Origin of the sequence: Salmonella sp. NW177, from assembly GCF_051811585.1 — a bacterium.
GTDB lineage: Bacteria > Pseudomonadota > Gammaproteobacteria > Enterobacterales > Enterobacteriaceae > Salmonella > Salmonella enterica.
This window is the reverse complement of sequence record NZ_JAMMZV010000002.1, coordinates 289,730-308,355: the sequence shown is the minus strand read 5'-3', so window position 1 is coordinate 308,355 and position 18,626 is coordinate 289,730. Positions and strand designations below refer to the sequence as shown.

General features: G+C 53.9%; 18 protein-coding genes and 1 other RNA gene. 5 read left to right on the top strand and 14 right to left on the bottom strand.

Features of this window, described 5'->3' with window-relative positions:
• Positions 1-62: 62 nt before the first annotated feature.
• The 6 genes from gcvH to NA986_RS08180 all read right to left on the bottom strand — a co-directional run bounded on the left by gcvH (position 63) and on the right by NA986_RS08180 (position 6,449).
• Positions 63-452 carry a glycine cleavage system protein GcvH gene (gene gcvH / locus NA986_RS08205; RefSeq protein ID WP_001295377.1) on the bottom strand — a complete coding sequence of 130 codons (390 nt, stop codon included), beginning with the start codon at positions 450-452 and terminating at the stop codon, positions 63-65.
• Positions 453-477: 25 nt separating this feature from the next.
• Positions 478-1,572 (bottom strand): glycine cleavage system aminomethyltransferase GcvT, encoded by a 1,095-nt coding sequence (gene gcvT, locus NA986_RS08200; protein ID WP_000068738.1) that lies wholly within the window; start codon positions 1,570-1,572, stop codon positions 478-480.
• Positions 1,573-2,026: 454 nt separating this feature from the next.
• Positions 2,027-3,229 (bottom strand): FAD-dependent 2-octaprenylphenol hydroxylase, encoded by a 1,203-nt coding sequence (gene ubiI, locus NA986_RS08195; RefSeq protein ID WP_001192149.1) that lies wholly within the window; start codon positions 3,227-3,229, stop codon positions 2,027-2,029.
• A 124-nt stretch (positions 3,230-3,353) separates the two neighbouring features.
• A complete protein-coding gene (gene ubiH, locus NA986_RS08190) occupies positions 3,354-4,532 on the bottom strand; it encodes a 2-octaprenyl-6-methoxyphenyl hydroxylase (protein ID WP_198910075.1) in 1,179 nt (392 codons plus the stop codon).
• The gene (gene pepP, locus NA986_RS08185; protein WP_000193681.1) at positions 4,529-5,845 is read right to left on the bottom strand and encodes a Xaa-Pro aminopeptidase; all 1,317 of its coding nucleotides are present in this window, start codon (positions 5,843-5,845) and stop codon (positions 4,529-4,531) included. The genes ubiH and pepP overlap by 4 nt, the downstream gene beginning before the upstream one ends.
• 25 nt (positions 5,846-5,870) lie before the next feature.
• Positions 5,871-6,449: a YecA/YgfB family protein gene (locus tag NA986_RS08180; RefSeq protein ID WP_000027236.1), complete on the bottom strand. Its 579-nt coding sequence runs from the start codon at positions 6,447-6,449 to the stop codon at positions 5,871-5,873.
• Between the two features lie 166 nt (positions 6,450-6,615).
• Between NA986_RS08180 and zapA the strand changes: the two genes are divergently transcribed.
• The 3 genes from zapA to NA986_RS08165 all read left to right on the top strand — a co-directional run bounded on the left by zapA (position 6,616) and on the right by NA986_RS08165 (position 7,787).
• A complete protein-coding gene (gene zapA / locus NA986_RS08175) occupies positions 6,616-6,945 on the top strand; it encodes a cell division protein ZapA (protein ID WP_001276011.1) in 330 nt (109 codons plus the stop codon).
• 41 nt (positions 6,946-6,986) lie between these two features.
• A non-coding RNA gene (ssrS, locus tag NA986_RS08170) (6S RNA) lies at positions 6,987-7,170 on the top strand.
• 20 nt (positions 7,171-7,190) lie between these two features.
• Entirely contained in the window at positions 7,191-7,787 is a 597-nt protein-coding gene (locus tag NA986_RS08165) for a 5-formyltetrahydrofolate cyclo-ligase (RefSeq protein ID WP_001532573.1), read from the top strand.
• Between the two features lie 381 nt (positions 7,788-8,168).
• Here NA986_RS08165 and serA read toward each other — a convergent pair whose 3' ends face one another.
• Both serA and rpiA read right to left on the bottom strand, forming a co-directional pair.
• Positions 8,169-9,401: a phosphoglycerate dehydrogenase gene (gene serA, locus NA986_RS08160; protein WP_001151627.1), complete on the bottom strand. Its 1,233-nt coding sequence runs from the start codon at positions 9,399-9,401 to the stop codon at positions 8,169-8,171.
• Positions 9,402-9,667: 266 nt separating this feature from the next.
• Positions 9,668-10,327 carry a ribose-5-phosphate isomerase RpiA gene (gene rpiA, locus NA986_RS08155; protein ID WP_000189741.1) on the bottom strand — a complete coding sequence of 220 codons (660 nt, stop codon included), beginning with the start codon at positions 10,325-10,327 and terminating at the stop codon, positions 9,668-9,670.
• Between the two features lie 153 nt (positions 10,328-10,480).
• Here rpiA and argP point away from each other — a divergent pair, with 153 nt between their 5' ends.
• Positions 10,481-11,374 carry a DNA-binding transcriptional regulator ArgP gene (gene argP / locus NA986_RS08150; RefSeq protein WP_000828345.1) on the top strand — a complete coding sequence of 298 codons (894 nt, stop codon included), beginning with the start codon at positions 10,481-10,483 and terminating at the stop codon, positions 11,372-11,374.
• 264 nt (positions 11,375-11,638) lie between these two features.
• On the opposite strand, the gene NA986_RS08145 is transcribed toward argP, so the two are convergent.
• The 6 genes from NA986_RS08145 to epd form a co-directional block, all read right to left on the bottom strand.
• Positions 11,639-12,385 carry an oxidative stress defense protein gene (locus tag NA986_RS08145; protein ID WP_000669853.1) on the bottom strand — a complete coding sequence of 249 codons (747 nt, stop codon included), beginning with the start codon at positions 12,383-12,385 and terminating at the stop codon, positions 11,639-11,641.
• A 93-nt stretch (positions 12,386-12,478) separates the two neighbouring features.
• Positions 12,479-13,114: an arginine exporter ArgO gene (gene argO, locus NA986_RS08140; RefSeq protein ID WP_000626863.1), complete on the bottom strand. Its 636-nt coding sequence runs from the start codon at positions 13,112-13,114 to the stop codon at positions 12,479-12,481.
• 187 nt (positions 13,115-13,301) lie between these two features.
• Positions 13,302-14,162, bottom strand: coding sequence for a small-conductance mechanosensitive channel MscS (locus NA986_RS08135; protein ID WP_000389833.1), 861 nt, complete (start codon positions 14,160-14,162; stop codon positions 13,302-13,304).
• A 232-nt stretch (positions 14,163-14,394) separates the two neighbouring features.
• Entirely contained in the window at positions 14,395-15,474 is a 1,080-nt protein-coding gene (gene fbaA / locus NA986_RS08130; protein WP_000034387.1) for a class II fructose-bisphosphate aldolase, read from the bottom strand.
• Positions 15,475-15,575: 101 nt separating this feature from the next.
• Positions 15,576-16,739 (bottom strand): phosphoglycerate kinase, encoded by a 1,164-nt coding sequence (gene pgk, locus NA986_RS08125; RefSeq protein ID WP_000111274.1) that lies wholly within the window; start codon positions 16,737-16,739, stop codon positions 15,576-15,578.
• Positions 16,740-16,760: 21 nt separating this feature from the next.
• Positions 16,761-17,807, bottom strand: a complete 1,047-nt coding sequence (gene epd, locus NA986_RS08120) for an erythrose-4-phosphate dehydrogenase (RefSeq protein WP_023216277.1) — start codon at positions 17,805-17,807, stop codon at positions 16,761-16,763.
• Between the two features lie 373 nt (positions 17,808-18,180).
• Between epd and NA986_RS08115 the strand changes: the two genes are divergently transcribed.
• The gene (locus NA986_RS08115; RefSeq protein WP_023216278.1) at positions 18,181-18,606 is read left to right on the top strand and encodes a PPC domain-containing DNA-binding protein; all 426 of its coding nucleotides are present in this window, start codon (positions 18,181-18,183) and stop codon (positions 18,604-18,606) included.
• The last annotated feature ends 20 nt before the right edge of the window (positions 18,607-18,626 follow it).

Sequence of the window (18,626 nt, the reverse complement as noted above, 5' to 3'; positions counted from 1 at the left end):
CGCAAAATCATTCGCGTTGCAGTGAGTAGGCCGGATAAGCATTAGCGCCATCCGGCACAACATTATTCGTCTTCTAACAATGCCTCGTACGCGGTGGCATCCAGCAGCGATTCAAGTTCGCTTTCATCGCTGGCTTTGATTTTAAAGATCCAGCCACCGGCATACGGTTCGCTGTTCACCAGCTCCGGGGAGTCGCTCAGCGCATCGTTTACCGCCACGATCTCGCCGCTTACCGGCGCATAAATGTCGGACGCCGCTTTTACGGACTCCGCCACGGCGCAGTCGTCGCCCGCGCTTACGGTCGCGCCGACTTCCGGCAGATCAACAAAAACCATATCGCCCAACAGCTCCTGAGCGTGTTCAGTAATGCCAACGGTGTAAGTGCCATCCGCTTCTTTACGTAGCCATTCGTGTTCTTTGCTGTATTTCAGTTCTGCGGGTACGTTGCTCATCAATTAATCTCCAAAAAAGGATGAATCACGCGACGGCTTTGCCGTTACGCACAAAAACAGGTTTAGTCACTTTTACCGGCATTTCACGGTTACGAATTTGTACAATCGCCGTCTCGCCGATGCCCGCCGGAACGCGCGCCAGCGCAATGCTGTAGCCCAACGTTGGGGAAAACGTCCCGCTGGTGATAATGCCTTCTTGCTGATTGCCCTGCGCATCGGTAAAACGCACCGGCAGTTCATTACGCAATACGCCCTTCTCGGTCATCACCAGACCGACAAGCTGCTCATGGCCTTTTTCACGCTGCATCTCCAGCGCCTCACGGCCAATAAAGTCGCGGTCAGCAGGTTCCCAGGCGATAGTCCATCCCATATTAGCCGCCAGCGGAGAGATACCTTCATCCATCTCCTGACCGTACAGGTTCATGCCTGCTTCCAGACGCAGCGTGTCGCGCGCGCCAAGACCGCACGGCTTCACGCCCGCCTCCACCAGCGCACGCCAGAAATCCGCCGCTTTTTCATTCGGCATGGCGATTTCATAGCCCGCTTCGCCGGTATAACCGGTGGTGGCGATAAACAGATCGCCCGCCTGAACGCCGAAGAACGGCTTCATACCTTCTACTGCATGGCGCTGTTGGTCAGTAAACAGAGTCGCCGCTTTTTCCTGCGCATTCGGCCCCTGTACCGCAATCAGCGACAGGTCGTCACGAACGGTGATGTCGATGGCATAAGGTTCAGCGTGTTGGGTAATCCAGGAGAGATCTTTTTCGCGGGTGGCGGAGTTAACAACGAGACGGAAGAAATCTTCAGTGAAGTAGTAGACGATAAGGTCATCAATCACGCCGCCCGATGCGTTAAGCATACCGGAGTAGAGGGCTTTACCCGTCTTCGTTAGCTTCGCGACGTCGTTTGCCAGCAGATAACGCAAGAACTCCCGGGTGCGGCTGCCATGAAGATCGACAATGGTCATATGCGATACATCAAACATCCCGGCATCGGTGCGCACAGCGTGGTGTTCATCAAGCTGAGAGCCGTAATGCAGGGGCATCATCCAGCCATGAAAATCGACCATGCGGGCGCCGCATAGCGTGTGTTGTTCGTACAAAGGCGTCTGTTGGGCCATCTTTTCCTCGTTGAATTAGCGGGGGCTAACAACCATTTTCATGGGAAATCTTCGCCACGAAACCTGGCATCGACGCCCTTTTTCCTGCGCCGACGCAAACGTTCTCTTGCTCCTGAACTTACCACCGAACCAGGCGCTAAACCATAAGGCTGAATTTACCATCACATTAGCTTATGACTAAAAAACGCTAAAATCCCATCAGCACAAAAAACCACTATTACGCTAAATAACCGTCATAAAAAGGAAGCTGATACGATTTACCACAACATAAATTAATATTAAATGCGGAAAAAATGTCGAAAATCGCGTTCACCAAAAATAGTGGCATGAGAAAATATAATGCGAAATAAGCGGTGAAATTAGATTATTTCAAACGAGGAAAGCCCCCCGGCGCGATAGCCGGGAAAGCAAAGTGTGACGGGTTTCAAACTCTTGCTGGCGTGCAGTCAGACACTTAACGAAGCCATTGCGGAAGGTCGTTTAGCCCCATTGCCTGGCGAAGCAGTTGGGGTTTGACGCCGGGGAGCGTATCCGCCAGTTTCAGCCCGATGTCGCGCAGCAATTTTTTTGCCGGGTTTTCGCCGGCAAACAGGTCACGAAAACCTTGCATCCCGGCAAGCATCATCGCCGCGCTATGTTTACGGCTACGCTCATAACGACGAAGATAAAGATGTTGACCAATGTCTTTGCCCTGGCGCTGGAGCCGGCGCAGATCGTCCACCAGTTCGGCCGCGTCCATAAAGCCGAGGTTGACGCCTTGCCCTGCCAGCGGGTGGATGGTGTGCGCGGCATCGCCGACCAACGCCAGACGATGCGCGGCAAACTGGCGAGCATAGCGGCCCGTCAGCGGAAAAACCTGCCGTTCGCTTTCCAGGCGGCATAAGCCCAGCCGATTATCGAAGGCGATAGTCAACGCCTGGTTAAACGCCTCGTCGCCGCTCTGTTGCATACGCTCCGCATCCTGCGGAGAAAGCGACCAGACAATGGAACACAGATGCGGATCGCTTAACGGCAAAAACGCCAGAATACCTTCACCATGAAACACCTGGCGAGCAACCGCGCCGTGCGGCTCTTCGGTGCGGATAGTCGCTACCAGCGCATGGTGACGGTAGTCCCAGAAGGTTAAGGGGATATCCGCTTTGTTACGCAGCCAAGAGTTGGCGCCATCCGCGGCAATCACCAGACGCGCGGTTAACATCGCGCCGTCTTTTAAAGTCAGGAAGGCGTCGTTTTCCCCCCAGGCGACCTGCTGTAACTCTGCTGGCGCCATTAAGGTGATATCCGCCGCTTGCTGCGCTTTTTGCCACAATGCGTAGTGAATGACGCTGTTTTCAACAATATGCCCCAGATGGCTATATCCCATGCTTGCGTCATCAAACGTAATACGGCCAAAGCTGTCTTTATCCCAGACTTCCATACCGTGGTAGCAACTTGCCCGTCGCGCCACAATGTTTGACCATACGCCAAGACGGGTAAGCAGTTTTTCGCTGGCGGCATTAATCGCCGACACCCGAAGCTGAGGCGACGCATCGTTCGCCAACGGCTGGGGGACAACGTGATCCAGTACCGCAACGCGCAAACCGCTCCCCTGCAAGCCGCAGGCGACAGCCAGTCCCACCATGCCTCCGCCAACTATTGCTACATCAACACTTTGCACTATTTACTCCTGGAAACCGGAACAATCAAACCGTAGGCCGGATAAGGCGAAGCCGCCATCCGGCATTTTTACGAACACGATGCCGGATGGCGGCGTAAATGCCTTATCCGGCCTACAGATCTGCTTAACGCGCAACCCAACCTAAGGTCCGCTGTGCCAGCGCATCGCGCGCAGGCGGTAATAACTCCATCGCCATTAAACCGATATTGCGCCCAATAACCAGCGGCGCCCAACGATTTGCAAACAGATGGACCAGACCGTTCGTTACGCCAATCGTCGTATCCCGGTCAACCTGACGACGCTGCTGATAGCGCGATAACACGTGCCAGGCGCCAATATCCTCGCCCGCGTCCTGTGCCGTGACCAGCGTTTCCGCCAGGCTCATGACATCGCGCAGACCGAGATTAAACCCTTGTCCGGCGATAGGATGCAACGTCTGCGCCGCATTGCCGACCACGACAGTCCGGTGAGTAAACACTTTCGCCGCCGTAGTAAGGGCAAGCGGATACGCGCTGCGCTTACCGGCCTGAGTAATTCGCCCCAGCCGCCAGCCGAACGCGGCCTGCAATGCATGACAGAACTGCGCGTCGGACCAGCTCAGCACCTCATCGCGCTGGTCGAGCGGGTGACACCAAACCAGCGAACATCGGCCATGCGACATCGGCAACATCGCCAGCGGGCCATTGGGAGTAAAACGTTCAAAGGCGCGTCCCTGATGCGGGATAGCGGTCGCGACATTCGCTATCACCGCTAACTGTTCGTAAGGCTCCTGATGCCAGTCAACGCCGCAGGCTGACGCGAGCGCGGAGTGGGTACCGTTAGCCGCCACCAGCACGCTGCCAGCTATCACATTGCCGTTTTCCAGAGTGACGTTAACTTGCTGTTGGGTACGCGACACGCTGGCTACGCGCTCCGGGCAGTGCAGCGTAACGCCTGGCGCTTTACGCAAGAGCGCAAACAGACGCAGCCCGATATCATGCAGCTCCGCAACGTGCCCCAACGCTGCCAGACTGTAGTCCTGCGCGTCGAGAGTCACAAACCCGGCATGACCGCAATCGCTGACGTGTACGGTGTTGATTGCCGTTGCGCAATCGGAAATCGCCTGCCAGACGCCAATTCGCGCCAGTTGCTGACAAGTGCCCGCCGCCAGCGCAATCGCTCTGGCGTCAAAGCCGGGATGACCGTCGGCTTCAGGCGCTTTCGCTTCAATCAGGTGTACCGGCAACGTCCCATGACTGAACTGAGAGATGGCCAGCGCCAGCGTCACGCCTGCCATGCCGCCGCCAACGATAATGACGCTCATTGCTGCCGCGCCGCCGCCATTAATGCCTCAATGTCATCCGCCTTCTTCACAACGCCAGCGGTCAGGTTTTCATTACCGGTTTCGGTAATGACAATGTCATCTTCAATTCGAACGCCAATGCCGCGATACGCTTCCGGCACGTCGGCATCCGGCGCGATATAGAGGCCTGGCTCTACGGTCAGCACCATGCCCGGCTCCAGGATGCGGGAGCGATCCGGCCCATAAACGCCGACATCATGAACATCCAGCCCCAGCCAGTGGCTCAAGCCATGCATAAAGAAAGGACGATGCGCATTTTCGGCAATCAGTTGATCAACCTCTCCTTGCAAAATCCCCAGCTTCACCAGCCCGGTTATCATGATGCGCACGACTTCGCCGGTCACCTCCTGAATAGAGGTACCAGGACGGAACAGTCGCAGGCTGGTCTCCAGCGATTCCAGAACGATGTCATAAATTTCACGCTGGGCTGGCGTAAATTTCCCGTTCACCGGGAAAGTACGCGTGATGTCGCCCGCGTAACCTTTATATTCACAACCTGCGTCGATAAGCACTAAATCGCCGTCGCGCATTTCACTTTCGTTTTCAGTGTAATGCAGGATACAGCCATTTTCGCCGCTGCCGACAATGGTGTTATAGGAGGGATAGCGCGCGCCGTGGCGATTAAATTCGTGGTGAATTTCCCCCTCCAGCTGATACTCAAACATCCCCGGACGGCATTTTTCCATCGCGCGGATATGCGCCAGCGCGCTAATTTCCCCGGCACGGCGCAGGACAGCAATCTCTTCCGGCGATTTGAACAGGCGCATCTCATGGACGATCGGTCGCCAGTCAGTCATGGTGGCCGGCGCGGTCAGATTCTGGCGGGAGCCTTTACGCAGCTTCTCCAGCGCAGCCAGAACAATTTCGTCGGCATACGCATATTCGCCCTGCGCGTGGTACACCACATCCAGACCATTAAGCAACTGAAAGAGTTGCTGGTTGATTTCGCTAAACGCCAGCGCCCGGTCAACGCCCAGTTTTTCCGGCGCGGCATCCTGTCCTAAACGGCGACCAAACCAGATTTCCGCCGTCAGGTCGCGAACGCGGTTGAACAAAACGCTGTGGTTGTGGGTGTCATCACTCTTAATCAGTACCAGCACGGCTTCCGGCTCGTTAAAACCGGTGAAATACCAGAAGTCGCTACTCTGGCGATACGGATATTCACTGTCTGCGCTGCGCGTCGCCTCCGGCGCGGCAAAGATCAGCGCGGCGCTGCCGGGCTGCATTTGCGCCAGTAATGCCTGGCGACGGCGTTGGTATTCCTGCTGAGTCATGACATGGCCTCCATTTCGTTTTTTCTTAGTGTAGCGTCGGTTTACGCACTTCCGGCGCGGTCGGCTGTTGGCGCGTGAAAGTGTCATGACATAACAGCGCCGCAACACGGACATATTCGATGATCTCTTCGAGCGACATCTCCAGCTCTTCCTGATCTTCGCTCTCATCATAACCAAGCTGCGCAATATTACGCAGGTCGTCAATCGCTTCACCCGTTTCGCCGGTGACTTTATCAAGTTTAGGCTGCGTTACGCCGAGGCCAAGCAAAAAGTGGTTAACCCACCCGGCTAAGGCATCTGCGCGATCGAATACGCTGACATCGTCGCCTTCAGGCAGATAAAGCTGAAAAAGAAAGCCGTCGTCTTCCAGCGCGTCGCTGGTCGCCGCGTGCATTTTGCGCAGCGCCTGAGCAAGCTCATGCCCGAAGGCCAGACCTTCGTTCGTCAGGTCGTGCAACAGCGGCTGCCATGAGCTGTCGTTGTTGCCGCCGCAAATCATCCCGCTGATTAAACCATGCATTTCAGCCGGGGTCAGACCGGCCCCTTGTTGATTCAAAAACCGGTTCATTTCGTTGTAACCAGGCATTTCGTTCTGTATAGACATAAGCATTCGTCATCAAAGGGAGGATATTCATGATATGCTACCACTTTGGACCCTGGTGAACCAGAAAAGGGCTTGTATCTTCACACCAGGGTAGCTATAGTGTCGCCCCTTCGCGGACCCTGGGTCTGGAGACGAAGGCAGCGCAGTCAATCAGCAGGAAGGTGGCATGTCTGCACAACCCGTCGATATCCAAATATTTGGCCGTTCACTGCGAGTGAATTGCCCGCCTGACCAAAGGGATGCGTTGAATCAGGCTGCGGACGATCTGAATCAGCGGTTGCAAGATCTGAAAGTTCGCACTAGAGTCACAAATACTGAGCAGTTGGTTTTCATTGCCGCATTGAATATCAGCTATGAGTTAACTCAGGAAAAAGCGAAGACCCGCGATTACGCGGCGAGCATGGAACAACGTATTCGGATGCTACAACAGACCATCGAACAGGCGTTGCTTGATCAAGGTCGCATAACCGAAAAAACGGGCCAAAACTTTGAATAACACTTTTCGCTTTACTATGGTAAAGTGATTGTGAAAACAGAATTTCTCTGAGATGTTTGCAAGCGGGCCAGTCCCCTGAGCCGATATTTCATACCACAAGAATGTGGCGCTCCGCGGTTGGTGAGCATGCTCGGTTCGTCCGAGAAGCCTTAAAACTGTGACGACACATTCACCTTGAACCAAGGGTTCAAGGGTTACAGCCTGCGGCGGCATCTCGGAGATTCCCCTTCTGACTGGCGACAGCCATGACGCAACTTCCCGAACTCTCTTTATCACGACAAGAAATCCGCCGAATGATTCGGCAACGTCGCCGTGCGCTGACGCCAGAGCAGCAACGCCGCTTTGGTCAACAGGCCGCCGCCCGAATGCTCAGCTTTCCTCCCGTCGTGATGGCGCACACTGTCGCCGTGTTTCTCTCCTTTGATGGCGAACTCGACACCCAGCCGCTGATTGAACAGCTATGGCGAGCGGGCAAGCGCGTCTACCTTCCGGTTCTTCATCCCTTTAGCCCTGGCAACCTCCTGTTCCTGCACTATCATCCGCAGAGTGCGCTGGTGACCAACCGCCTAAAGATCCAGGAGCCACGGCTTGATGTCCGCGACGTATTGCCGCTGGCAAAGCTGGATGTGCTGGTAACGCCATTAGTGGCGTTTGACGAAGACGGGCAGCGCCTGGGGATGGGCGGCGGATTTTATGACCGTACGTTGCAAAACTGGCAGCAGCATAAGATCCAGCCCGTGGGCTACGCGCATGATTGCCAGTTAGTAGAAAAACTGCCAGTTGAAGAGTGGGATATCCCTCTGCCTGCGGTGGTGACGCCGTCCAAAATTTGGGAGTGGTAGCCGTGTTTTGCCGATTGACAGCGTCGCTTTTTTGACCTAAATTTCTCGGTGAAGGGTGAGGGAGGCGAACCTCCCTCCTGCGTACTCTCTGTTAATATGCTGGCGTAGCGATGATTAACAGGATCAGCAGCATGATGACGTATCTCATCATCGTCCCTTTCCTTTTTAGAGCCCCTGCTTCGGTAGGGGCTTTCCCGTTTCAGCGCTATGCTGAGCCCTTATCGTAAATTCCTTTTATTGCTGTACAACACGCAACGCTGCCTTTAATTACCAATTGCGGCAAGGCTCGAAAACAGAATGTATGCGTTACACGAAGAGATGTTGAGGCAGGGAAACCAGAAGAAAGGATGGGCAGGTCATCTCCTGCCCATTTAGAGGAAATTAGTACAGCAGACGGGCGCGAATGGTGCCCGGAATCGCCTTCATCGCCAGCAGCGCTTTCTCCGCCACATCGCCATCGGCTTCTATATCAATTACCACATACCCCATTCGGGCGGAGGTTTGCAGATACTGTGCGGCAATGTTAACGCCCTGCTCGGCAAAGATCTGGTTAAGCGCGGTCAATACGCCCGGGCGGTTTTCGTGGATGTGCATCAGGCGACGACCGCCGTGCAGCGGCAGCGACACTTCCGGGAAGTTCACGGCGGACAGCGTCGAGCCGTTATCCGAGTACTTAATCAGTTTTCCTGCGACTTCCAGACCGATGTTTTCTTGCGCCTCCTGCGTCGAGCCGCCGATATGCGGCGTCAGGATCACGTTATCGAATTCGCACAGCGGAGAGGTAAACGGATCGCTATTAGTGGCCGGTTCCGTCGGGAAGACGTCGATAGCCGCCCCCGCCAGATGTTTCGTCGCCAGCGCGTCGCACAAAGCCGGGATATCCACCACCGTACCGCGCGCGGCGTTAATCAGCAGCGAACCCGGCTTCATCAGGGCAATCTCTTTTGCGCCCATCATGTTTTTGGTGGAGGCGTTTTCAGGTACGTGCAGACTGACCACATCGCTCATATTCAGCAATTCAGACAGGTGCTGCACCTGAGTTGCGTTACCGAGCGGCAGTTTATTTTCAATATCATAGAAATAGACATGCATCCCCAGCGATTCCGCCAGAATGCCCAACTGCGTTCCTATATGGCCGTAACCGATAATGCCAAGCTTTTTACCGCGCGCTTCGAACGATCCCGCCGCCAGTTTATTCCATACGCCGCGGTGCGCTTTGGCGTTCGCTTCCGGCACGCCGCGCAGCAGCAGCAATAGCTCGCCAATCACCAACTCCGCCACGGAACGGGTATTCGAGAATGGCGCGTTAAAGACCGGAATACCGCGTTTTGCCGCCGCATTTAAATCCACCTGGTTGGTGCCGATGCAAAAACAGCCAATCGCCACCAGCTTCTCTGCGGCGTTAATCACTTCTTCTGTCAGATGAGTACGGGATCGCAGACCGATGAAGTGGGCATCGCGGATGGACGCTTTCAACTGTTCAGCGTCCAGCGCGCCCTTGTGATATTCAATGTTGGTGTAACCTGCCGCACGAAGGCTTTCCAGCGCCTTTTGATGCACCCCTTCAACCAGCAGAAATTTAATTTTATCTTTCTCCAGCGATACCTTTGCCATTTCCCCGATCCTGTCTTTTTTTGCCATCTGATGTTGTGTGTGGATTTGCATCCGTCCTTCAACATATCAAAAAAAATTATCACGGCAATATGAACGTTTGCGCCAGCGTCGTGAAGGAATCGCATACAGCGGGAAATAGCAGATGAAAATACCGGGAATAACTTTTTCTTTGGAGGGATCGGCAGGGCAAACGATTAAACGTGATACATGTCACCAAATTTGCCCTGACCGAATTTTTTACGCGGCAGGAAATACGCCTGGCGGGATCATTTTACGATGGTTTTCACCCCGTCCGGCGTGCCGATCAGTGCGACATCGGCGCCACGGTTGGCGAACAACCCTACGGTCACGACGCCCGGAATCGCGTTAATGGCGTTTTCCAGCGCGATGGGATCAAGGATTTCCATACCATAAACATCCAGAATCACGTTGCCGTTATCCGTGACCACGTTCTGACGATACTCCGGACGCCCGCCCAGCTTCACCAGTTGACGAGCGACCGCGCTGCGCGCCATCGGAATCACTTCAACCGGCAACGGGAATTTGCCAAGAATATCCACCTGTTTAGATGCATCCGCAATACAGATAAATTTCTCCGCCACGGAAGCAATAATTTTCTCACGGGTTAATGCCGCGCCGCCGCCTTTGATCATCTGCATATGACCGTTGATTTCGTCCGCGCCATCGACATAGATACCCAGGCTATCCACTTCGTTGAGGTCAAACACATGAATACCGAGGCCTTTGAGTTTTTCAGTCGAGGCGTCCGAGCTGGAGACCGCGCCTTCAATCTGGCCTTTCATTGTGCCCAGCGCATCAATAAAGTGTGCGGCCGTTGAGCCTGTACCAACGCCCACAATGGTGCCGGGCTGTACATACTGAAGTGCCGCCCATCCTACCGCTTTTTTCAGTTCATCCTGCGTCATAGATCGTTTCGCCTGTGGTGTGAAAATACAGCCGCATTATAGAACATTGTCGGGAAAAATCTCCGTGTCCGTACACAGGCTACGGATTTCATCTGTACCGACGGCAAATTTATGTCATAGTGCGGAAAAAAATAACAGGAGCATGACACAACAATGAAACGTCCGGACTACAGAACACTACAGGCGCTGGATGCCGTTATACGTGAACGAGGATTCGAGCGCGCCGCCCAGAAGCTGTGCATCACACAATCCGCCGTCTCACAGCGCATAAAACAGCTTGAGAATATGTTCGGACAACCTTTGTTGGTGCGTACCGTTCCTCCTCGCCCCACGGAGCAAGGGCAAAAATTACTGGCTCTGCTGCGTCAGGTTGAACTGCTGGAAGAAGAGTGGCTGGGCGATGAACAAACCGGCTCTACACCGCTGCTGCTGTCGCTGGCGGTTAACGCCGATAGTCTGGCGACCTGGCTGCTTCCGGCGCTGGCGCCGGTGCTGGCGGACTCCCCTATCCGTCTCAATTTACAGGTGGAAGATGAAACGCGCACGCAAGAACGTCTGCGTCGCGGCGAGGTGGTGGGCGCGGTGAGTATCCAGCATCAGGCGTTGCCCAGTTGCCTGGTGGACAAACTGGGCGCGCTCGACTATCTGTTTGTCGCGTCAAAGCCGTTTGCCGAGCGCTATTTCCCCAATGGCGTTACCCGGTCCTCGCTGCTGAAAGCGCCCGCCGTCGCGTTCGACCATCTGGATGATATGCATCAGGCCTTTTTGCAACAGAATTTCGATCTACCGCCCGGCAGCGTGCCGTGCCATATCGTTAATTCATCCGAAGCGTTTGTACAGCTTGCGCGTCAGGGCACGACCTGCTGCATGATCCCTCACCTGCAGATTGAGAAAGAGCTGGAAAGCGGCGAGTTGATCAACTTAACGCCTGGCTTGCTACAACGCCGGATGCTTTACTGGCACCGCTTTGCCCCGGAAAGCCGGATGATGCGCAAAGTGACCGACGCGCTGCTGGAGTACGGGCACAAGGTGCTGCGTCAGGATTAGCCTCTCTATGAATGCCGGATGGCGGCGTGAACGTCTTATCCGGCCTGCATGACCCATTATTCCCCCGTCACTTCTTTGAAATTCATCACAAAATCATTGCGTTCAGGCGGCAAAAAACGACGCGCCATTGGCTATTTTTTGCTGGCGGCAAGACGATTCAAAACGCTCACCGTATTAGCAAATCTTCATTTCATTGCGTAATACGGAGCAAAAAACGCGAACATCGGGAGAAAACGCGGCCTGGAAAGCCCAGGCCGGGCGAGATTACTGCGTGCTGGCGGCCGTGGTCGACGTCTGCCCTGCTCCAGGTTCAAGCTGGAATACCACATCGACCTGATCGTCGAACTGAATGGTCGGCTGCTCGTAAGTTTCCTGCGCGGATACTGGCGCAGCATCTGCGGCTTTCATCATTCGCACCACCGGACTCGGCTGATAATTAGAGACATGGTAACGAACGCTGTAAACCGGCCCCAATTTGCTGTTAAAACCGGCTGCCAGCGCTTGCGCCTGATGAATCGCGTCATCAATGGCGGCTTTACGGGCCTTGTCTTTATAGGCGTCCGGTTGCGCCACGCCCAGCGATACCGAACGAATCTCGTTCAGACCCGCCTTCAGCGCGCCGTCCAGCAGCGAATTAAGTTTATCTAACTGACGCAGCGTCACCTCAACGGTTCGCACCGCGCGATACCCTTTCAGAATGCTTTTACCGTTTTGGTAATCATAATCCGGCTGCGTGCGCAGATTCGCCGCGCTAATGTCTTTTTTCGCAATCTGATTTTGCTCAAGGAAGGAAAGATATTGCGCCACGCGCTCATCGGCCTGCTTCTTCGCCGTCGCCGCATCCTTCGCCGCGACGTTCACTTCAATCGCTAAGGTGGCGATATCAGGCACAGCATCGACGCTTGCCGTACCGGAAGTCACGATGTGCGGGCCTTCCGGCAATTCGCTTGCCTGCGCCGACATTGCACTTAAACCCACTAATGCCGCCAGGGCCATCACTTTGAACTTCACAGTCTCTCCTCCATATTGCAGTCATTGCCCTGATATACAGGGCGCATGCAGGCAAGCTTAGCGGATATCGGCCCGTTGTCCATCAGACAACGCTTAGTTGAAAAGCGCGTGCATATGCGCGACGCCTTCCCGCGCCAGTTGGAAGGCGATAAGCCACATCACCACCCCAACCAGAATGTTGATAATGCGTTGAGCTTTCGCCGTACGCAGTCGAGGCGCAAGCCAGGCCGCCAGTAGCGCTAACCCAAAAAACCATAAGAACGACGCGCTAATCGTGCCGAGGGCGAACCAGCGCTTTGGCTCCATAGCCAGTTGTCCGCCGAGACTGCCCAACACGACAAACGTATCCAGATAAACATGCGGATTCAGCCACGTTACCGCCAGCATCGTAGCAATAATTTTCCAGCGCCCCTGCTTCATAACCTCGGCGCTGGCCAGCTCCAGATTACTGCTCATTGCCGTTTTCAGCGCGCCAAAACCGTACCATAACAAGAACGCGACCCCGCCCCATGTGACCAGCGCCAGCAGCCACGGCGACTGCATCAGCAACGCGCTACCGCCAAAAATACCGGCGCTAATCAGGACTAAATCACTTAACGCGCAAAGCAGCGCTATCATGAGGTGGTACTGGCGACGAATTCCCTGATTCATCACAAACGCATTTTGCGGGCCAAGCGGAAGGATCATGGCGGCGCCAAGGGCAAACCCTTGAAAATAATAAGATATCACGTTAACTACCCTGAGCTGTTTTTCTTAAAGGCAGACTATAGCGCGGGAATATTATTAGCGGAAATTGATAATTTTAATCACTAATAAGAAAAGCTAATGAAGAGACTGAATAACGGATGGCGGCTACGCTTATCCGCTCAATAACCAGAGAATACTGGAGGCGGATAAGCGCAGCGCGGGAGGAAAATTACTCCGCGGCGTTATCTTTCACGCGTTTAAAATTGACGTCCATCTGCGGGTACGGGAAGCTAATACCAGCGGCGTCGAATTCACGTTTAATACGTTCCAGCACGTCCCAGTAGACATTTTGCAGGTCGCTGCTTTTACTCCAGACACGCACCACAAAATTAATTGATGAGGCGCCCAGCTCATTCAAACGCACCGTCATTTCGCGATCTTTTAAAATACGATCGTCGGACTCGATAATCGTCGTTAGCAGCTGTTTCACCTGATCGATATCCGAATCGTAGGCCACCCCAATAATGAATTCGTTACGGCGAACCGGCTCACGAGAATAGTTGATGATATTTCCCGCGATAATTTTGCCATTCGGAATCACAATAATTTTGCCGTCTACCGCGCGCATTGTCGTGGAAAAGATTTGCACGTTCAGTACCGTACCGGCAACGCCGCCCAAATCGACATACTCACCGGCGCGGAACGGACGGAACATAACCAGCAATACCCCAGCCGCAAGGTTAGAAAGCGATCCCTGTAATGCCAGGCCAACGGCTAAACCGGCGGCGCCCAGTACTGCGATCACCGACGCCGTTTGTACCCCCACGCGACCCAGAGCCGCAATCAGCGTAAAAGCGATAACCCCATAGCGCACCAGCGCAGAAAGAAAGTCGGCCACTGTCGCATCAATATGACGCGCACGCATCAGACGATTTACCGTATTGGAAATCACACGCGCTACAATCAAGCCGATGATGATAATAGCGATAGCCGCAACAATATTCACAGCATAGCTGAGCAATAACGCCTGGTTGCGTACCAGCCAGGTGCCCGCACCATTTATGCTGTCGACAACATTCAAATCTTCCATTCAATATTCCTTGGTCATAGCAAAACAAGCAAATGAGATCATTCTCACGAAAAGAACTTTTTAAAGGTAAACAAAAACAGAGGAATATGCCATTTTTCGGCATCATCCCAAAACCAAAAAAGGCAGGTACATTGTGAGTTGGCCGGATGAAAGCGCTAACTAACGCCGCTCTCCGGAAATAACGATAAAAAAATGGCTTCCCAAGGGAAGCCATTTCAATCAGCAGACTATATTACAGAACGTCAATCGCGTTCAGTTCTTTAAATGCTTTTTCCAGACGAGCGATCATCGAAGTCTGGCCAGCACGCAGCCATACGCGCGGGTCATAGTATTTCTTGTTCGGCTGATCTTCGCCTTTCGGGTTGCCCAGCTGACCTTGCAGATACGCTTCGTTTTCTTTGTAGTAGTTCAGAACACCTTCCCAGGTTGCCCATTGGGTATCGGTATCGATGTTCATTTTCACTACGCCGTAGCTTACGGAGTCCTTGATTTCCTGAGCAGTAGAACCGGAACCACCGTGGAAAACGAAGTTCAGGCTGTTGTGCGGCAGGTTATGTTTCTTAGAAACATACTCCTGAGAATCACGCAGAATGGTCGGGGTCAGAACCACGTTACCCGGCTTGTAAACGCCGTGTACGTTACCGAAGGAAGCGGCAATGGTGAAACGCGGGCTGATTTTGCTCAGCTCAGTGTACGCGTAATCAACGTCTTCCGGCTGGGTGTACAGAGCAGAAGCGTCCATGTGGCTGTTGTCCACGCCGTCTTCTTCACCACCGGTGCAACCCAGTTCGATTTCCAGAGTCATGCCAATTTTGGACATGCGCGCCAGGTATTTGGAGCAGATTTCGATGTTTTCGTGCAGAGACTCTTCAGACAGGTCAATCATGTGAGAAGAGAACAGCGGTTTACCGGTAGCCGCGAAGTGTTTTTCACCCGCGTCCAGCAGACCGTCGATCCACGGCAGCAGTTTCTTCGCGCAGTGGTCAGTGTGCAGGATAACCGGAACGCCATAATGTTCAGCCATCTGATGAACGTGATGCGCGCCAGAGATAGCGCCCAGGATTGCCGCGCCCTGAGGTACGTCAGTTTTCACGCCTTTACCCGCGATGAAGGACGCGCCGCCGTTGGAGAACTGAACGATGACCGGCGCTTTAACTTTTGCAGCGGTTTCCAGAACAGCGTTGATGGAATCAGTGCCCACGCAGTTAACTGCCGGCAGAGCAAAATTGTTTTCTTTTGCTACCTGGAACACTTTCTGTACGTCATCACCAGTGATCACGCCTGGTTTTACGAAATCAAAAATTTTAGACATGTTTCGTTGTCCTGTATCGTCGGGCTTTGGGAAAAAACACGGGCCGCCCTGAATGTCAGATCGGCGATAAATCAACGGGCAGGAATCCCTGCCCGTAACGATTACTTCTTAGCGCGCTCTTCGAGCATCGCTACGGCTGGCAGAACTTTACCTTCCACGAATTCGAGGAATGCGCCGCCGCCAGTAGAAATGTAGGAAATTTTGTCAGCAATGCCGAACAGGTCGATTGCCGCCAGGGTGTCGCCGCCGCCAGCGATGGAAAACGCTTCGCTATCAGCGATGGCATTCGCCACGATTTCAGTCCCTTTACGGAAGTTCGGGAACTCAAACACGCCAACCGGGCCGTTCCACAGAATGGTTTTGGCATTCTTGAGGATTTCAGCCAGCTGCTGAGCGGAAGCATCGCCGATATCCAGGATCTGCTCGTCTTCTTTCACGTCGTTAACGGATTTCAGAGTCGCCGGTGCGGTTTCGGAGAACTCGGTGGCAACGCGAACATCGGTCGGAACCGGGATATCGCAAGTGGTCAGCAGACGTTTTGCTTCGTCAACCAGGTCAGCTTCGTACAGGGATTTACCGACGCTGTGGCCCTGAGCGGCAACGAAGGTGTTGGCAATACCGCCGCCGACAATCAGCTGGTCAGCGATTTTAGACAGGGAATCCAGAACGGTCAGTTTGGTAGATACTTTAGAACCACCAACGATAGCCACCATCGGACGAGCCGGTTCTTTCAGCGCTTTACCCAGCGCATCCAGTTCAGCGGCCAGCAGCGGGCCTGCGCACGCGACGTCAGCAAATTTGCCGATACCGTGGGTAGAAGCCTGCGCGCGGTGCGCAGTACCAAAGGCGTCCATCACGAATACGTCACACAGGGCGGCATATTTTTTAGACAGCGCTTCGTCGTCTTTCTTTTCGCCTTTGTTAAAGCGAACGTTTTCCAGAACCACCAGCTCACCTTCGGCCACGTCAACGCCGTCCAGGTAATCTTTGACCAGGCGAACCGGGTTAGACAGTTTGTCTTTCAGGTAGTTAACAACCGGCAGCAGAGAGAATTCTTCGTTGTACTCGCCTTCGGTAGGACGACCCAGGTGGGAAGTTACCATCACTTTCGCGCCCTGTTTCAGAGCCAGTTCGATGGTCGGCAGAGAGGCGCGGATACGCGCGTCGCTGGTCACTTTCCCTTCTTTAACAGGTACGTTCAGATCCGCACGGATAAAAACGCGTTTCCCGGCCAGATCCAGATCGGTCATCTTAATTACAGACATGGTGAATCCTCTCAATGATGCTTAAAGTTTTGTCGACGCTGACGCGTCGAGCCTGAAACCAACTGCGGCCATCGCTAACGTGGTGTCGAGCATCCGGTTAGCAAAGCCCCATTCATTATCGCACCAGACCAGCGTCTTGATCAGGTGGGCGCCACTAACCCGGGTTTGCGTGCCATCAACAATGGCGCTGTGCGGGTCGTGGTTAAAATCTATCGAGACCAACGGTGATTCCGTATAGTCAACTATACCATGAAATGCACCTTGTGCTGCTTTTTGCAGCAACTGGTTGACTTCACTGGCTTTTACTGGTTTTTTCACCGTCACGCTTAAATCGATCGCCGTCACATTAATGGTTGGAACGCGCACCGCAATCGCCTCAAAACGATCGTTAAACTGCGGGAATATACGCGTAATGCCTGCCGCCAGTTTTGTATCTACCGGGATAATCGACTGGCTGGCCGCGCGCGTGCGCCGCAGATCGGAGTGATACGCGTCGATCACCTGCTGATCGTTCATCGCGGAGTGGATCGTCGTGACGGTACCAGACTCGATGCCGTAAGCATCATCCAACAATTTAATGACGGGAATTATGCAATTCGTGGTACAGGACGCGTTTGAGACAATACGATGTTCCGCACGCAGTTGATTGTGGTTCACGCCAAAAACGACGGTGGCGTCAAGATCGTTGCTGCCCGGATGAGAAAAGAGCACTTTCTTCGCGCCAGCGGCAATATGCGCCTCGCCATGCTCCCGGTTGCCATATACGCCCGTACAATCCAACACGATATCCACGCCCAGTTCGCGCCACGGCAGATCCGCCAGCGTTCGTTCATGCAGAATACGAATGACATCGTCGCCGACAAAAAGCTGCTCGCGCTCGTGGCGAACCTCCCATGCAAAACGCCCGTGGCTGGTATCGTATTTCAACAAATGCGCCATGCCTGCGGCATCCGCCAGCTCGTTGATGGCCACCACGGTAATTTCCGCCCGACGTCCGGATTCATACAAAGCACGAACCACGTTACGTCCGATGCGACCAAAGCCATTAATCGCTATGCGTACGGTCATAGGTCTCCTGCAAGGCTATCCCGATTCAGATGAGGCTGACAGAGTAATGCAGCTCATCGTCGAGTAAAACCTCACCTGTCGCAAACTGCGACTGATTGGTTAATTGTCGAACATTTAATTAACTGAAACGCTTCAGCTAGAATAAGCGAAACGGGGAATAAAAGGAATGTTTGTCCAGTCGAAGAAGACAGTTATCTGACCTGCATCACATTTCATGGCCGCTTACGCTGCAATTTATTCCATATTTAAGAATCACCAGTACATCCGTCAGATCTTTTCATCGTCGCGTCACAAATACTGATTTATATCAGAAAGCGCTGTCGCCAGCGTCTATATTATCAGCGCCACGTCCGAGTCTCGGAGTCCTGTAACGATGACTGTATCTCACCACAACGCCTCTACAGCGCGCTTTTACGCGCTTCGTCTGCTTCCCGGCCAGGAAGTGTTTTCCCAATTACACGCCTTTGTGCAACAGAACCAATTACATGCCGCCTGGATTGCAGGGTGTACCGGCAGTCTGACCGACGTTGCGCTGCGTTATGCCGGGCAAGAGGCGACCACATCGCTCACCGGCACGTTTGAAGTTATCTCGCTAAACGGCACGCTTGAATTGAGCGGCGAGCATCTGCATCTCGCGGTATCGGATCCCTACGGGGTCATGCTCGGCGGCCATATGATGCCAGGGTGTACCGTGCGTACCACGCTGGAACTGGTTATCGGCGAGCTGCCAGCGCTGACGTTCAGCCGTCAACCGTGCGCCATTTCCGGTTATGACGAACTGCATATTTCTTCCCGTTAATTGACGACTCTTTAAGAGGT